Source organism: Sphingomonas sp. (assembly GCF_017745215.1).
In the GTDB taxonomy this organism is placed as follows: Bacteria; Pseudomonadota; Alphaproteobacteria; order Sphingomonadales; family Sphingomonadaceae; genus Sphingomonas.
Window position 1 is genome coordinate 326,939 of record NZ_JAGHZV010000001.1, and the last position, 13,730, is coordinate 340,668.

The following is a 13,730-nucleotide window of genomic DNA, read 5'->3' on the forward strand; positions in this document are numbered from 1 at the left end:
CTCGTTCGCCTGCCCTAAACCGCTCGCAATGAACGCGCCGCTCTACAACACCGAGATTCTCCGGCTCGCCGCTTCGATCCCCTTCCACGACCGGATCGACGCGCCGATGGCCTCGGTCGAGAAGCGCTCGCCGGTGTGCGGCAGTCGGGTCACCGTGGATGTCGACGTCGACGGCGAGGGGCGGGTGAGCGGCGTCGGCATGCTCGTGCGCGCCTGTGCGCTGGGCCAGGCCTCGGCCGCGCTGATGGCGGCCGACGCGACGGGCAAGACCGCCGCCGAGATCGCCGCGGCGCGCGACCAGCTGGCCGCCTGGCTCGCCGAGGAGCGCGCCGATCCGCCCGAATGGCCGGGCCTCGACATCTTCGCGCCCGCGATCCCGCATCGCGCGCGCCACGCCTCGATCCGCCTCGCCTTCGAAGCCGCCGCCGAAGCGACCGAAGCCGCCGCGCGCGGAGGCCCCGCCTGATGGAGAGCCACACCCCCTCGCTGCTCCACGACGGCGCGCCGCTGCTCGGCTTCGCGCTCGCCTTCGTACTGCTGTTCCGCCGCTTCGGGCTGGGCGCCACGCTGGGCTATCTCGTCGCGGGCGCGCTGGTCGGGCCGCAGCTGCTCGGCCTCGTCGGCGATGCCGAGCAGAAGCTGGGCGTCGCCGAGCTCGGCATCGCGCTGCTGCTGTTCGTCGTCGGGCTCGAGCTGAGCCCCACGCGGCTGTGGCGGATGCGCAAGGACATCTTCGGGCTCGGCCTGCTCCAGGTGACCGCGTGCGGCCTCGTCCTCACCGGCTTCATCAAGGTTGCGACCGGCGCGAGCTGGGAGGCGGCGCTCGCGCTCGGCCTGCCGCTGGGGCTGTCGTCGACCGCGCAGGTGCTGCCGCTGCTCCAGTCGGCCGGCCGGTTGCGTACCCCCTTCGGTGAGCGCGCCTTCGCGATCCTGTTGTTCCAGGACCTGTCGATCGTCCCGCTGATCACGATCGTCGCGGCGATGTCGCGCAACCCGGCGGACGCGAGCGGCACGCCGGGCTGGCTGCTCGCGCTCTACACGGTGGGCGCGATCGTCGGGCTGGTGCTCGCCGGCCGCTATGCGCTGCGCCCGCTGTTCCGGCTGATCGGCAACCTCGGCGAGCGCGAGATGTTCGTCTTCGCCGGGCTGTTCACCGTGATCGCGGCGGCGGCGCTGATGGACATGCTGGGCCTCTCGCCCGCGCTCGGCGCCTTCGTTGCGGGCGTGATGCTCGCCGACTCGCCCTATCGCCACGAGATCGAGGCCGACGTCGAGCCCTTCCGCTCGATCCTGCTCGGGCTGTTCTTCCTCGCCGTGGGCATGACGCTCAACCTCCACGCGATCGCCGAGCGGCCGTTCTTCGTGCTCGGCATGGCGCTGGCGCTGATCGCGCTCAAGACGCTGATCATCATGGGCCTCGGCCTCGCCTTCGGGATGAGCCGGCGCGGCGCGTTCGCGCTGGGGGTGCTGCTGAGCCAGGGCGGCGAGTTCGGCTTCGTGCTCTTCGCCCAGGCGCAGGCCGCCTATCTGATCGAGCCCGCGGCGGCGAGCGTGTTCGGCGCGATCGTCACGCTCTCGATGGCGACCACGCCGTTCTTGATGATGGCCACCGCCAAGCTGCGCGCCGAGCCCGAGCCCAGCGCCGTGGGGCTCGACGGGCCGCGCGCCGAAGGCTCGAACGCGGTGGTGATCGGCTATGGCCGCTTCGGCCAGACGGTCGCGCAGATGCTGATCGCGCAGAACATCCCGGTGACGGTGGTCGACACCGACCCGGAGATGATCCAGATCGCCGGCACCTTCGGGATGAAGGTCTATTATGGCGACGGCTCGCGGCTCGACATCCTGCGGCTGGCGGGCGCCGACGATGCCGAGCTGCTGCTGTTCTGCCAGGACGGCGACAAGATGGACACCGAGTTGGCCGAGGCGATCCACCAGGCCTTCCCCAAGGCGAGCATCCTGATCCGCGCCTATGACCGGCGCGCGGTGATGAAGCTCAAGGGTGCGCCGGTGGCGGGGATCATCCGCGAGCTGCTCGAAAGCGCGATCGTGATGGCGCGGCGCGCGATGGAAGTGGTCGGCGTCGACCAAGCGCAGATCGACAAGACCGAGGCGGAATATCGCAAGCGCGACCTCGAGCGGCTGAAGGCGCAGAAGGAAACGGGCGACCTGCGCGCGGCGATCGACACGATGTTCACCCACCGCAGCCAGGCGGCGGCGAACGAGGCGGACATCGGCAGCGGCGGCAAATGAAGAACCGCGGCTTCCGCGAGCGGATGGGGTTCGCGTTGGCCGGGATCCGCGACTGCTGGCGGAGCGAGAAGAGCTTCCGGACGCAGAGCGCGCTCGCCGGGCTGGCGCTCGTCGCGCTGGTCGTGCTGCGGCCGGCGCCGGTGTGGTGGGCGGCGGTGGCGATCAGCTGCGCGCTGGTGCTGGCGCTCGAGCTGGTCAATTCGGCGGTGGAAGCCGTGATCGACCGGCTTCATCCGGAAATCCACCCCGCGATCCGCGTCGCGAAGGACATGCTGGCGGGCGCGGTGCTGGTGATGAGCTTCGCCTCGCTGCTGGTCGCGGCGGCGCTGGTGGTGGACAGCGGGCCGCGGGTGCTCGGCGAATTGGGGATTTGGCGATGAGGCTGGTGACGGTGCTTGCGGCGCTCTCGGGCGCGGTGGCGGTGATCGCTGGGGCGTTCGGCGCGCACGGGGCGAGCGGCGAGGCGGCGGAGTGGCTGCGGACGGGCGGGCATTACCAGCTCGTCCATGCCGTCGCGGCGCTGGTCGCGGTGCGGATGCAGGCGCGGGTGCCGGCGTGGCTGTTCGTCGTCGGCGGGGCGCTGTTCGCGGGGACGCTTTATGCGATGGCGCTGGGCGGGCCGCGGTGGCTCGGTGCGGTGACGCCGCTGGGCGGGCTGGGGTTGATCGTCGGGTGGCTTTGGCTGGGTTGGGTGGCGAGCCGGCAAAGTCGCCTCAACTAACCGTCATCCCGGCGAAAGCCGGGGCCCAGGGTAGTGAAGGACGTCGCTCGTGGCCCTTGGTCCCGGCTTTCGCCGGGATGACGGTTGAGGATTGGGGAGAAGCAGAACCTTACTCCCCCACGATCCGCGCCACGCCCGCCGCCGCGACGGGATGATACCCCGCCTTCGCCTCGGCGAAATACTTGCCTGCCAGCGGCTTGCCCCAGTCGCCCTGCTTCACCAGCGCGCGATAGACCGGGTAGATCAGCAGCCCGCGGCCGACGTGCGTCACCAGCCGCTCGACTCCCGGCAGCGCAGGCTCGTAGCGGTTGGCGATCGCCAGCTCGGACCAGGCCGAGAGGACATAGGCGTTGCTCGAGCCGGTGAGACCCAGCGTTTCGTCGAGCTCCTTCAGCCGCGCCGCGCTCTGCTTGCGGTCGAGCCCGTTCAGGAAGCGCAGCCACTCCTGCGTCGTCCAGCCCTTCGGACTCACCGCCGAGACCGGGCCGCCGGCGTTCACCGCCGCGAGCTTGGCGTCGATCGCCGCCAGCGTCTCGCTCCGCACCCGCACCGCATTGTCGGGCAGGCCCGAGGCATAGGCCCAGCGGTCGAGCTGGAGGCTCAGCTCCAGCGCGGGATCGCCCTTCAGCAGGTTCTCGTGCAGGTCCGCGAGGAAGCCCGCAGTGGTCTGCGGCTGGAAGGCATGGCGGTCGAAATAGCCGCGGAGGTAGGCGTCCCATTTCGCCCGGCCCACGGTCTTCTCGATCGTGCGCAGGAAGGTCGAGCCCTTGAAATAGTCGAGCTGCCCCGCGGTCGCCCCGGGATCGCCGTGGAGCCGAGTGGTCGCCGCCTCCGGCCCGCCGGCAGTGGCGATGTCCTTGACGAGGCCGTCCCAGAGCAGGTCCGCCTCGGTCGCGGCGTGCTCGGGGCCGTAGACCGCTTCCATGATGCGGTTCTCGAAATAGGTGGTGAAGCCCTCGTTGAGCCACGAGTCCGACCAGGTCGCGTTGGTGACGAGGTTGCCCGACCAGCTGTGCGCGAGCTCGTGCGCGACGACGTCGGTGTTCGAACGGTCGCCGGTGAGGATCGTCGGTGTGAGGAAGGTGAGGGTGGGGTTCTCCATCCCGCCATAGGGGAAGCTCGGCGGGAGCACGAGCATGTCGTAGCGGCCCCAGCGATAGGGGCCGTAGAGCGCCTCGGCGGCGGCGATCATCTTCTCGACATCGCCGACCTCATAGGCCGCGGCATCGAGCATCGAAGGCTCGGTCCACACGCCCGAGCGCGGGCCGACCGCCTTGAACGCGAGGTCGCCGACCGCCATCGCGATGAGATAGGGCGGCACCGGCTTGTCCATGCGGAAGCGGAAGCTGCGAAGGCCGCCCCCATTGCTGGACTTGCCGGCCTTCTGGCCCTTGGCGCCGTCGATCCGGTCGCCGCTCATCACCGCGACGAGGCCGTCGGGCACGGTGATCCTGGCGTCCCAGGTCTGGCGAATGCCGGGACTGTCCTGCGTGGGAATCCAGCTGCGGTTGTTGATCGGCTGGCCCTGGCTGAAGAGATAGGGCTTCTTCTTGCCCGCGGTCTGCTCGGGGGTGAGCCATTGCAGCGCGCCGGCATCGGGTGCCGAGGTGTAGCGGATCACGATCTTCGTGGCGCCTGACAGCTGAATCGTCAGCGGCGCGCCGGTGTCCTTGTCCCTCTCGCCGACCTTGTAGGCGAGCGGCTTGCCCGCGCCGTCGGTGATGCCGGCGATCTCGAGCCCATCGTCGTCGAGGATGATCTGCGTCGCGCCCGGCGCGGCGAGTATGTCGAGCGTCGCGGTGCCCGACATGCGCTTGGCCGTGAAGTCGGCGACGAGGTCGAGCGAGACGTGCGTCACGCGGGCGACCTGGGGCTCGGCGTGGGTCCAGGCGTCCTTCGCCTCGGGCGTCGTCAGGACCGGCGCGACGGCGGGGGTCGGATCCGGGGCGGCGAGGAGCGGAGCGGCGACCATCGAGACTGCTGCGAGCAGGGGGAGGAGAATGCGCATGCTCGCTGCTATGCCGATGCGCGATGAACCGCAACTGGCTGGGCGGCCGGGCCCGATCGCAGGGCCTTCCCCGGGGATCCCGAGTCGGCGCGATTGACGGTATCCGAATACCGAAGAGTCACAAGAGTCACGACGCGTCGCGGCGATTCCGGTCTTGCGATCCTGCCGGGTTCAAAGAGCGGCCAGGCAAGCCCGGCAGCGACAGCCAAGCAGACGAAATCCCACATTGCAAATCATGCGCGCAGACGATGAAGCAGGCCTTCCGGGCGGCGCAGAAACGCGGGATGGGAAACCACGCCCGCGCCGCCCGGTGGCAGTCCGGCAACCGTAGACCGGCGCCCGACCGCAACGGCGATCAGCTGGAGGTTCCTCGCGTGATGCTGCGATGCCGCGGATCACGATCGACGATCTCGATCCTGGACATGTCCCACCTCCCTAGATGTCGGCTTGGTTAGCGACGATCAGAGTCGATGGCAAGTGAGTCCAAGAGTAGAAATACGAAATTGATAGTGCTGAATTAGATCAGGACTCGACGACGACTCGACTTATATCGACTCCGCAACGGATATTGCGGAACGTTCCGCGAATTGTTGTTCGGGATTCGAGTCGTTCTCGTTCAAGTGAGGAAATTTATTTCGGACTCGTCACGAATCGCGACCGCGAGTCGCGGCGTCGCGGGCCTCGGCGGCGGGCGGGACGATCGTGAGCCGCGGACCCATCCGGCCGCGGGTCGCGTGGAAATAGGGGTAGCGCGAGGGGCGCGGCGGCATCACCGCGGCGACTTCGCGCAGGCAGGCGGCGATCGCGCGGGCATAGGCGCGGCCGGCGCCGCGCGCGAAGGGTCCGAAGCGGCCGGAGGCGCCGCCCCAGCTCTCGGGCTCGGGAGTCAGATGGACGAGGATCGACTCGCCCATCAGATGCTCGGCGAGCAGCATCCGCTCGTCGGGATCGGCATGCGGCACCAGCGCCTCGACGAGGCTGTCGATCGCCGCGGCGCGCTTGAGCTCGCGCGGCGGGAGGAGCAGCGCGGCGCGGCCGATCAGCCCCTTGCGGAAGATCTCCTGCACTTCCCAGCCGAACACCGGCGTATTCGCGGCACCCGGGGGGATCATCAGCACGACGCACCAAGCGCGCGCGATCATCGACTCGAGCTCGGCCGAATCGTTGCCCAGCTCGATCGGCTCGGGGCCGGGGGCGACGAGGCGCTGGCCGGGCTCGACCGGGGCGACGGTGCGCAGGCCGAGCCGAGAAGCCTCGCGCGCGATCAACTGCTCGACGCTCTCGACCCCCGTCGCGGGATCGCGCAGCCGCGCCCAGAAGCGGCGGCGCGAAGGGAGGAAAAGCATCGACTCGGCGCCCGAGGGACGCAGCACCAGCACATATTCGCTGCCGTCTGCGGCGCATTCGGAAAGGAAGGTGCGCGCGCCGACGACGTCGAGCTGCGCATCGGCACGCCACTGCGAGATCAGCGCGCGGAGCGCCCGCACCGCGGTGAGCAGCGCGAAGCCGCCGAGGCCGATGAACAGCGCGCTGCGGATCAGCGAGACGGGCTGGAGCAGCGCGAGGCCGGGACCGAACGATGCGTCGCGCTCGGGCGAGACGCTGCTCAACCCGACGAAGGCGAGCGCGTAGAGCAGCCACACCGCGAAGACGAGCTGGACGGCGGGCCAGGGGAGCGCGCCCGGACGAGCCAGGCGAACGCGCCGCGGCTCGCCGCCGGGGGTCATGCCGCGGCCGCCCCGCGCTGGCAGTCGAGGAAGGCGGCGATGTCGCCGAGGTCGACGCGCTTGTCGAGATAGGTCTGGCCGATGCCGCGGGCGAGCAGGAAGGGCAGCGTGCCCGCGTCCATCTTCTTGTCGTGGAGCATGTGCTCGACCAGGCGCGCACCGCTGGCGGCGATGCCGGTGGCGGGAAGCCCGTCGGGCAGGCCGACTGCGCGGAGGTGTGCGGCGACGCGGCGCGCGTCCTCGGGCGGGCAGAGGCCCTGCGCGGCGGAGAAGGCGAAGGCGAGCGCCATGCCCGCAGCGACGCCCTCGCCGTGGAGCAGGCGATCGGAGAAGCCCGTCTCGGCCTCGAGCGCATGGCCGAAGGTGTGGCCGAGGTTGAGCAGTGCGCGCCGCCCGCTGGTCTCGCGCTCGTCCTCGCCGACGATCCGCGCCTTGGCGGCGACCGAATGGGCGATGGCGTATTCGCGCGCTTGGCCATCGCCGGCGAGCAGCGCGGCGCCGTTCGCTTCGCACCAGGCGAAGAAGTCGGCGTCGTCGATCAACCCGTATTTCACCACTTCGGCATAGCCGGCGCGCTGCTCGCGGATCGGCAGCGTGTCGAGCACCTGCGGGTCGATCAGCACCAGCGACGGCTGGTGGAAGGCGCCGACGAGGTTCTTGCCCGCGCGGCTGTTGATCGCGGTCTTGCCGCCCACCGACGAATCGACCTGGGCGAGGAGCGTCGTGGGGATCTGGACGAAGTTGCACCCGCGCTTGAGCACCGCGCAGGCGAAGCCGGTGAGGTCGCCGATCACGCCGCCGCCGAGCGCGACCACATGGTCGCCGCGCTCGACTCCCGCCTCGAGCAGCCCGTCGACCAGCGTCTCGAGCTGGCGCCAGTTCTTGGTGCCTTCGCCCGGCGCGAGCACGAAGGCGAGCGTCTCGACGCCTGCCGCGTGAAGGCTGGACTCGAGCGTCGCGAGGTGCGGGCGGACATGCTCGTCGGTGACGATCGCCATCCGCCGCCCGCGCGAAAGCGAGGCGAGCTGCTCCCCGGCGCGGGCGAGCAGCCCGGCCTCGACGCGGATGTCATAGCTCCGCTCAGCCAGGGCCACGCGAATGGTCTTCATCGTCCGATTGCTTTCAATATAGCATTCACGGTGGCGTCGTGCGGCGCGACAACGCTTTCGACGCGGATCTGCGCCATCGCATAGAAGGGATTGCGCTTCACCGCGAGTTCGGAAAGCGCTTCCTCGGGGTCGCGGCCGCGCAGCAGCGGACGGTGGTCGCGGCGCCGCACGCGGTCGGCGAGCACGTCGGGCTTGGCGTCGAGCCACACCGAGAGCGCCTGGTCGAGGATCAGCGCGCGCGTCTCGTCGTTGATGAAGGCGCCGCCGCCGGTGGCGATCACCTTGGGCGTGCCGTCGATCAGCCGCGCGATCACCCGGCGTTCCCCGTCGCGGAAATAGGGCTCGCCGAAGCGATCGAAGATGTCGTTGATCGTCATCCCCGCCGCGGCTTCGATCTCGGTGTCGGCGTCGGCGAAGGGCAGGTCGAGCCGTTGCGCGAGGCGGCGGCCGACGGTCGACTTGCCTGCGCCCATCAGCCCGACGAGCACGATCGCCCTGCCGGTCCAGGGTTCGAGGGGTTCATAATTCTGAAGCATTCGGCGGGGGGCTATACAGCGTGGGGGCGCCTCGGGCAAAAGGCCCCCGCGCATCGGATTTTAGGAAACCGGACCAACTCATGCCTCGTTCGCTTATCGCACTGATCGTCGTCGTGGTCGTGCTGATCGCCGGGATCTTCTTCCTGGCGAGCCGCACCAGCCACAAGGAGCCCGTGCGCACCGAAAAGGCCGTCACGCTTGAAAATCTCGCCAACTAGGACGGGCGCGATCGCGCTGGCGGCGCTGCTGCTGGCGGGCGTGGGGCTTCCCGCGCTCGGTGCCGCGCAGCAGCAGGACCGCCCCGAATCGCTGCTCCCCGAAGGATTCGGCGACACGCCGACGCCTGCCCCGGCCCCCGCGCCGGCCGCGACGCGCGCGCCCGAGCAGCAGACCCCCGCGCCCGGCGGCGAGACCCCCGCGGCGCCGCTCCCCGGCGATGCGGCCGGCGGCAACGCCTCGATCGGCAACGAATCGGCCGCGGTGGACGAGGACGCCTCGACCACCGACTTCAGCCAGTACGACCTGCCCGAGATCGCGCGGCACAGCCTCGCGCGGGTCGGCGCCAATTCGCTCGGCAGCCCGGCCTTTCCGGCGCGCGCCTTCGGCCATGCCGACGGGCGCTTCCTGAGCACGCTGATGCGCCGGCTCGACGCGCCGGTCGCGTCGCGCTGGGCGTCGATCGCGCTCCGCCGCGCGCTGATGTCGCCGGTGAACACGCCGCGCAACGTCAATGGCGCCGACTTCGCCGCCGAGCGCGCCTGGCTCCTCCTGCGCATGGGCGAGCCGATCGCGGCGCGCGGGGTGGTGCAGGACGTCGACGTCGAGAATTACACGCCCAAGCTCTACCAGATGACGATGCAGGTCGCGCTGGCGAACGCCGATCCGGGCGGGCTCTGCCCGATCGCCGATCCGGCAGCGAAGGCGCTGCCGTTCCGCGCCTGGCCGCTGGCGCGCGCGATGTGCGCGGCGCTCGCCGGCCAGCCCAAGCACGCGTCCGAACTGTTCGACGCCGCCCAGCGCGGCAACGATCCCAACGACATCGACTATCTCGTCGCCGGCAAGGTGCTCGGCATCGGCGCGCAGGCGCAGCGCTCGGTCACGATCCAGTGGCAGGCGGTGTCGCAGCTGACCGCGTGGCGCTGGGGCCTTGCGATCGCCGCGGGCGAGGACGTGCCGGAGAGCCTCTACGACACCGTCGGGCCGCAGGTGCGCTACTGGAAGGCGCTGTCGCCGATGGTCCCGGCGATCCAGCGCGTCGCCTCGGCCGAGCGCGCGGCGGCGCAGGGGGTCTTCTCCAACGCCGGGCTGGTCGATCTCTATTCGGAGATCGAGGAGAGCGGCGAATCGGCGGCGAGCGCCGAAGTGGCGGTGGCGCGCGACCTGCGCACCGCGTCGTCGGACGGGCAGCAGGAGAATCGCGTCAAGGCGCTCCAGTCGCTCTGGGGCCAGGCACAGGATGGCCGCGCGCTGTACGGCAGGATGGTGCTCACCGCCTATGCCGCGGCGGGGATCGCGCCGTCGCAGGCGAGCGCGGCCGAAGCCGATCGGATCCTCGGCTCGATGCTCACCGCGGGCTATGTCAACCAGGCGATGGGCTGGCGGCCCTATGTCCAGCGCGGCACCGATGCCTGGATGCTGGTCGCGATCGCCGACCCGAGCGCAGGCGCGCGCGTCGCCTCGGGCGATTTCGACGCCTATCGCAACAATGCCGGCGGCCGGAAGGCGCAGCTGGCGTTCGCGGGGCTCGCGGGGCTCGGCAAGTTCGATGCCGCTTCGGCGAGGAGTGCGGCGAGCGCGCTCGACGTCGCGATCGGCGCCCAGAACAACTGGACTCGCGCGATCGACAAGGCGGCGCGCGACGGCGATTCGGGCAGCGTCGCGCTGCTCGCCGCGGTCGGCATGCAGTCGCAGCGCTGGGGCCAGGTCACGCCCGAGGCCCTGTTCCACATCGTCACGGCGTTTCGCGCGGTGGGGATGGACAATTACGCGCGCCTGATCGCCGCCGAGGCGGTCACGCGGGGGTGAGTGGGGCGGGCGCCGGCGAAGACCGCGCGCTGATCGAGCGCTTCCTCGAGATGCTTGCCGCCGAAGCCGGGGCAGCGGCGAACACGCTTGCGGCCTATGGCACCGACCTGCGGCTGGCGTCCGAAGCGCTCGGCGGGCGGCTGGGCGCGGCGGGCAAGGACGAGCTCGAGCGGCTGGGCGGGGCGTGGCAGGACCTGTCGCGCGCGACGGTGGCGCGCAAGTCGGCGGCGCTCCGGCGCTTCTACGCCTTCCTCGCCGACGAGGGGCTGCGCGGCGACGATCCCGGCGGCGCGCTCCCCAGGCCGGGGACGGCGCGGCCGCTCCCGAAGGTGCTGAGCATTGGTGACGTCGACGCGATGTTCGCCGCGATCGCGGCCAGACTTGCGCGCGTGCCCGCCGATCCCAACGACTTGCGGCTCGCAGCGCTGGTCGAGCTGCTCTACGGCTCGGGGCTGCGCGCGACCGAGCTGGTGAGCCTGCCGCGCAACGCGATCCATCCCGACCGGCCGTACCTCATCCTCAAGGGCAAGGGCGGGCGCGAGCGGCTGGTGCCGATCTCGGACCGCGCGCGGGCGGCGGTGGCCATGTGGCGCGAGAGGGTCGCGCCGGGGCGGGCGTGGCTGTTCCCCTCGGGCAAGGGCCATCTCAGCCGCGTCCGGCTCTACCAGCTGGTCCGCGCACTCGCCGCCGAGGCTGGCATCCCGCCCGACCGGGTGAGCCCGCACGTGCTGCGTCACGCCTTCGCGACGCACCTGCTCGAAGGCGGTGCCGACCTGCGCGCGCTCCAGGCGATGCTCGGCCATGCCGACATCGCGACGACCGAGATCTACACCCATGTCGACAGCCGGAGACTGGTCGATCTTGTCAACCAGAGACACCCGCTGGGGGAAGCACTCGTTGACGCGCGGGGCAAGCGGACCTAACTGCCCGGGCCTATGGCTACTTTCCTCGACTTCGAGAAGCCGATCGCCGAGCTGCAGAGCCGGATCGACGAGCTGAAGCGCGCCGCCGAGAACGGCGACGTCAACATCGACGCGGAAATCGCGCCGCTCCAGGCCAAGTCCGAGAAGTTCCTGCGCGATGCCTATTCGAAGCTGACGCCCTGGCAGAAGACCCAGGTGGCGCGCCATCCCGAGCGGCCGCACTTCAACCATTATGTCGCCGGGCTGATCGAGGACTTCATGCCGCTGGGCGGCGACCGCGCCTTCGCCGACGACGAAGCGATCATCGGCGGGCTCGGGCGCTTTCGCGGCCGACGGGTGATGGTGATCGGCCATGAGAAGGGCGACGACACTGCGAGCCGGCTCAAGCACAACTTCGGCATGGGCAAGCCCGAGGGCTATCGCAAGGCGATCCGGCTGATGCAGCTCGCCGACCGCTTCGGGCTGCCGGTGGTCACGCTGGTCGACACCTCAGGCGCCTTCCCCGGCGTCCAGGCCGAGGAGCGCGGCCAGGCCGAGGCGATCGCGCGCTCGACCGAGGCGTGCCTCAACCTGGGCGTGCCGCTGATCGCCTCGATTCTGGGCGAGGGTGGCTCGGGCGGCGCGGTGGCGCTCGCGGCGGGCAACAAGGTGCTGATGATGGAGCATGCCATCTATTCGGTGATCTCGCCCGAAGGCTGCGCTTCGATCCTGTGGCGCACCGCCGACAAGGCGGCCGACGCGGCCGAAGCGATGAAGGTCACCGCGCAGCACCTCAAGGAACTGGGCGTGATCGACGACATCGTCCCCGAGCCGCTGGGCGGCGCGCACCGCGACCCCGCCGCGGCGATCGCAGCGCTGGGCGATGCGATCGCCGCGGCGCTGGGCGAGCTCGACGGGCTGAGCCCGCAGGCGCTCCGCCAGGCACGACGCGGCAAGTTCCTCGCGATGGGCCGCGCCTGAGGCCGCACCAACGAAAGGGCGGCGGAACCCAAGTCCCGCCGCCCTCCGAGGAAGCTTCGAAGGAACCGGTCTCAGCCGGCCTTCATGTTCGACGTGACATTGCCGAAGGTGGTGCTGAGCTGGTTGCCCAGGCCCTGCATGGCGGCGATCGCAGCAACGGCGATCAGCGCGGCGATGAGGCCATATTCGATGGCCGTGGCGCCCTTCTTGTTGCGAAACAGCTTGCGGATCATGGTCTTCACACTCCCGAACGTTGCGCCTTCGTTTCGTGACGCACGCGGAAGAATGAGGCCGAGGTGCCTTACCAAATCTGATTCAAGATAGTGAATTCGCTGTTAAGCAATAAGTATATCTGATCCAGATCAGAGTAAAGTTTCGTGTCCGGATGGAGTGTTTCGGGAAAACAAAAAAGAACGGCGGGGATTGCTCCCCGCCGTTCCTGGTTTCTTGGGAAAACCGTGGAAGGTGTCGAATTACGACGCCTTCATGTTCGACGTGACGTTGCCGAAGGTCTTGTTGAGCTGGTTGCCCAGGCCCTGCATCGCGGCGATCGCGGCGACGGCGATCAGAGCGGCGATCAGACCGTATTCGATGGCGGTCGCGCCCTTGGAATTCTTGAGGAAGTTGCGAATCTTCTGCATACCGGTCTCCATGTGTTCGAAGCTTCATTCACCCGGCCTCGCCGGATTGCTCCAGGTCGGCAGGTCCGAACCTAGGGATCGCGGGTAAAGAAACGCCTAAACCAGAGGGTTAGGAAAACCCTACTGGGTGCCGACGGCCTGGACCTTGGTCGAGACATTGGTCCACAGGCCCGAGGTGATGCTGCCGAGCTCGAGCAGCGCGCCCATGATCGCAAGCACGATGAGGGCGAGGATCAGGCCATATTCGACCGCCGTCGCGCCCTTCGGGTCGCGGAACAGGCGGGCGGCACGGCTCAGAAACGCTCGCATTGCAGGCGGAACTCCCTCAAACGTCGAGGGACGATAGTGAAAGACGTTTAACGAAATGCTTCGCGGGGAGATTGGGGAAATGCTGCTGGTGGTCGCGGCGGCGCTGGTGGATGCCGACGGGCGCGTGCTCGTGCAGCAGCGGCCCGAGGGCAAGCCCATGGCCGGGCTGTGGGAATTCCCCGGCGGCAAGGTCGAACCGGGCGAGGTCCCCGAGGCGGCGCTGATCCGCGAGCTGGGGGAGGAACTGGGCATTCGCACCGAAGCGGCGTGCCTCGCGCCGGCAGCTTTCGCGAGCGAGGCGCTGGGCGAGCGGCATCTGTTGCTGCTGCTCTATGTGCTGCGCAAATGGCAAGGGGTGCCCGAGGCGCGCCACGCGAGCGTGCTCAAATGGGTGCGCCCGCTCGAGCTGCACGCGCTGGCGATGCCCCCCGCGGACAAGCCGCTGATCGGGCTGCTCGAGGCGTTGGTTTAACACCCGGATCGTCATCCTGGCGAAAGCCGGGACCCAGGGCCGCGAGGGA

Annotated in this window: 16 protein-coding genes; 9 read left to right on the plus strand and 7 right to left on the minus strand. The window is 69.8% G+C overall.

Annotated features, from left to right (window positions below; genetic code table 11):
- Positions 1-28 precede the first annotated feature (28 nt).
- From J7495_RS01635 to J7495_RS01650, 4 genes are read left to right on the plus strand one after another with little or no spacing between them, the layout of a single operon-like run.
- A complete protein-coding gene (locus tag J7495_RS01635; protein ID WP_294054320.1) occupies positions 29-466 on the plus strand; it encodes an iron-sulfur cluster assembly scaffold protein in 438 nt (145 codons plus the stop codon).
- Positions 466-2,250, plus strand: coding sequence for a cation:proton antiporter (locus J7495_RS01640; protein ID WP_294054321.1), 1,785 nt, complete (start codon positions 466-468; stop codon positions 2,248-2,250). The genes J7495_RS01635 and J7495_RS01640 overlap by 1 nt, the downstream gene beginning before the upstream one ends.
- Entirely contained in the window at positions 2,247-2,630 is a 384-nt protein-coding gene (locus tag J7495_RS01645) for a diacylglycerol kinase (RefSeq protein ID WP_294054322.1), read from the plus strand. Before J7495_RS01640 ends, J7495_RS01645 begins: the two co-directional genes overlap by 4 nt.
- A complete protein-coding gene (locus tag J7495_RS01650) occupies positions 2,627-2,971 on the plus strand; it encodes a DUF423 domain-containing protein (protein ID WP_294054323.1) in 345 nt (114 codons plus the stop codon). Before J7495_RS01645 ends, J7495_RS01650 begins: the two co-directional genes overlap by 4 nt.
- A 109-nt stretch (positions 2,972-3,080) precedes the next feature.
- Here the strand turns inward: J7495_RS01650 and J7495_RS01655 are convergent, their stop codons facing one another.
- The 4 genes from J7495_RS01655 to J7495_RS01670 all read right to left on the minus strand — a co-directional run bounded on the left by J7495_RS01655 (position 3,081) and on the right by J7495_RS01670 (position 8,351).
- On the minus strand, positions 3,081-4,979 hold the full coding sequence (locus tag J7495_RS01655) for a M1 family metallopeptidase (RefSeq protein ID WP_294054324.1): 1,899 nt from the start codon (positions 4,977-4,979) through the stop codon (positions 3,081-3,083).
- 644 nt (positions 4,980-5,623) lie between these two features.
- Positions 5,624-6,706 (minus strand): hypothetical protein, encoded by a 1,083-nt coding sequence (locus J7495_RS01660; protein ID WP_294054325.1) that lies wholly within the window; start codon positions 6,704-6,706, stop codon positions 5,624-5,626.
- Positions 6,703-7,815: a 3-dehydroquinate synthase gene (gene aroB / locus J7495_RS01665; RefSeq protein WP_294054326.1), complete on the minus strand. Its 1,113-nt coding sequence runs from the start codon at positions 7,813-7,815 to the stop codon at positions 6,703-6,705. The genes J7495_RS01660 and aroB overlap by 4 nt, the downstream gene beginning before the upstream one ends.
- The gene (locus tag J7495_RS01670; RefSeq protein ID WP_294054327.1) at positions 7,812-8,351 is read right to left on the minus strand and encodes a shikimate kinase; all 540 of its coding nucleotides are present in this window, start codon (positions 8,349-8,351) and stop codon (positions 7,812-7,814) included. Before J7495_RS01670 ends, aroB begins: the two co-directional genes overlap by 4 nt.
- An 80-nt stretch (positions 8,352-8,431) precedes the next feature.
- Here J7495_RS01670 and J7495_RS01675 point away from each other — a divergent pair, with 80 nt between their 5' ends.
- The 4 genes from J7495_RS01675 to J7495_RS01690 are packed head-to-tail and all read left to right on the plus strand — an operon-like array spanning position 8,432 to position 12,259.
- On the plus strand, positions 8,432-8,569 hold the full coding sequence (locus J7495_RS01675; RefSeq protein ID WP_294054328.1) for a hypothetical protein: 138 nt from the start codon (positions 8,432-8,434) through the stop codon (positions 8,567-8,569).
- A complete protein-coding gene (locus J7495_RS01680; protein WP_294054329.1) occupies positions 8,550-10,376 on the plus strand; it encodes a hypothetical protein in 1,827 nt (608 codons plus the stop codon). Before J7495_RS01675 ends, J7495_RS01680 begins: the two co-directional genes overlap by 20 nt.
- Positions 10,373-11,299 (plus strand): tyrosine-type recombinase/integrase, encoded by a 927-nt coding sequence (locus J7495_RS01685; RefSeq protein ID WP_294054330.1) that lies wholly within the window; start codon positions 10,373-10,375, stop codon positions 11,297-11,299. The genes J7495_RS01680 and J7495_RS01685 overlap by 4 nt, the downstream gene beginning before the upstream one ends.
- 12 nt (positions 11,300-11,311) lie before the next feature.
- On the plus strand, positions 11,312-12,259 hold the full coding sequence (locus tag J7495_RS01690; protein ID WP_294054331.1) for an acetyl-CoA carboxylase carboxyltransferase subunit alpha: 948 nt from the start codon (positions 11,312-11,314) through the stop codon (positions 12,257-12,259).
- Positions 12,260-12,330: 71 nt separating this feature from the next.
- Here J7495_RS01690 and J7495_RS01695 read toward each other — a convergent pair whose 3' ends face one another.
- The 3 genes from J7495_RS01695 to J7495_RS01705 all read right to left on the minus strand — a co-directional run bounded on the left by J7495_RS01695 (position 12,331) and on the right by J7495_RS01705 (position 13,209).
- Entirely contained in the window at positions 12,331-12,492 is a 162-nt protein-coding gene (locus J7495_RS01695; RefSeq protein ID WP_294054332.1) for a Flp family type IVb pilin, read from the minus strand.
- Between the two features lie 240 nt (positions 12,493-12,732).
- Complete coding sequence (locus J7495_RS01700; RefSeq protein ID WP_264608333.1) at positions 12,733-12,900, minus strand: Flp family type IVb pilin; 168 nt, start codon at positions 12,898-12,900, stop codon at positions 12,733-12,735.
- Between the two features lie 120 nt (positions 12,901-13,020).
- Positions 13,021-13,209 carry a Flp family type IVb pilin gene (locus J7495_RS01705; RefSeq protein WP_294054333.1) on the minus strand — a complete coding sequence of 63 codons (189 nt, stop codon included), beginning with the start codon at positions 13,207-13,209 and terminating at the stop codon, positions 13,021-13,023.
- A 79-nt stretch (positions 13,210-13,288) separates the two neighbouring features.
- On the opposite strand from J7495_RS01705, the gene J7495_RS01710 reads away from it, so the two are divergent.
- Positions 13,289-13,681 carry a (deoxy)nucleoside triphosphate pyrophosphohydrolase gene (locus J7495_RS01710; protein WP_294054334.1) on the plus strand — a complete coding sequence of 131 codons (393 nt, stop codon included), beginning with the start codon at positions 13,289-13,291 and terminating at the stop codon, positions 13,679-13,681.
- Positions 13,682-13,730: the final 49 nt, after the last annotated feature.

Coding starts and splice junctions, on each gene's coding strand:
- J7495_RS01675 (WP_294054328.1), top strand. CDS start 8,432: ATGCCTCGTTCGCTTATCGCACTGATCGTCGTCGTGGTCGTGCTGATC.
- J7495_RS01660 (WP_294054325.1), bottom strand. CDS start 6,706: ATGACCCCCGGCGGCGAGCCGCGGCGCGTTCGCCTGGCTCGTCCGGGC.
- J7495_RS01670 (WP_294054327.1), bottom strand. CDS start 8,351: ATGCTTCAGAATTATGAACCCCTCGAACCCTGGACCGGCAGGGCGATC.
- J7495_RS01690 (WP_294054331.1), top strand. CDS start 11,312: ATGGCTACTTTCCTCGACTTCGAGAAGCCGATCGCCGAGCTGCAGAGC.
- J7495_RS01695 (WP_294054332.1), bottom strand. CDS start 12,492: ATGATCCGCAAGCTGTTTCGCAACAAGAAGGGCGCCACGGCCATCGAA.
- J7495_RS01645 (WP_294054322.1), top strand. CDS start 2,247: ATGAAGAACCGCGGCTTCCGCGAGCGGATGGGGTTCGCGTTGGCCGGG.
- aroB (WP_294054326.1), bottom strand. CDS start 7,815: ATGAAGACCATTCGCGTGGCCCTGGCTGAGCGGAGCTATGACATCCGC.
- J7495_RS01700 (WP_264608333.1), bottom strand. CDS start 12,900: ATGCAGAAGATTCGCAACTTCCTCAAGAATTCCAAGGGCGCGACCGCC.
- J7495_RS01650 (WP_294054323.1), top strand. CDS start 2,627: ATGAGGCTGGTGACGGTGCTTGCGGCGCTCTCGGGCGCGGTGGCGGTG.
- J7495_RS01710 (WP_294054334.1), top strand. CDS start 13,289: ATGCTGCTGGTGGTCGCGGCGGCGCTGGTGGATGCCGACGGGCGCGTG.
- J7495_RS01655 (WP_294054324.1), bottom strand. CDS start 4,979: ATGCGCATTCTCCTCCCCCTGCTCGCAGCAGTCTCGATGGTCGCCGCT.
- J7495_RS01640 (WP_294054321.1), top strand. CDS start 466: ATGGAGAGCCACACCCCCTCGCTGCTCCACGACGGCGCGCCGCTGCTC.
- J7495_RS01705 (WP_294054333.1), bottom strand. CDS start 13,209: ATGCGAGCGTTTCTGAGCCGTGCCGCCCGCCTGTTCCGCGACCCGAAG.
- J7495_RS01635 (WP_294054320.1), top strand. CDS start 29: ATGAACGCGCCGCTCTACAACACCGAGATTCTCCGGCTCGCCGCTTCG.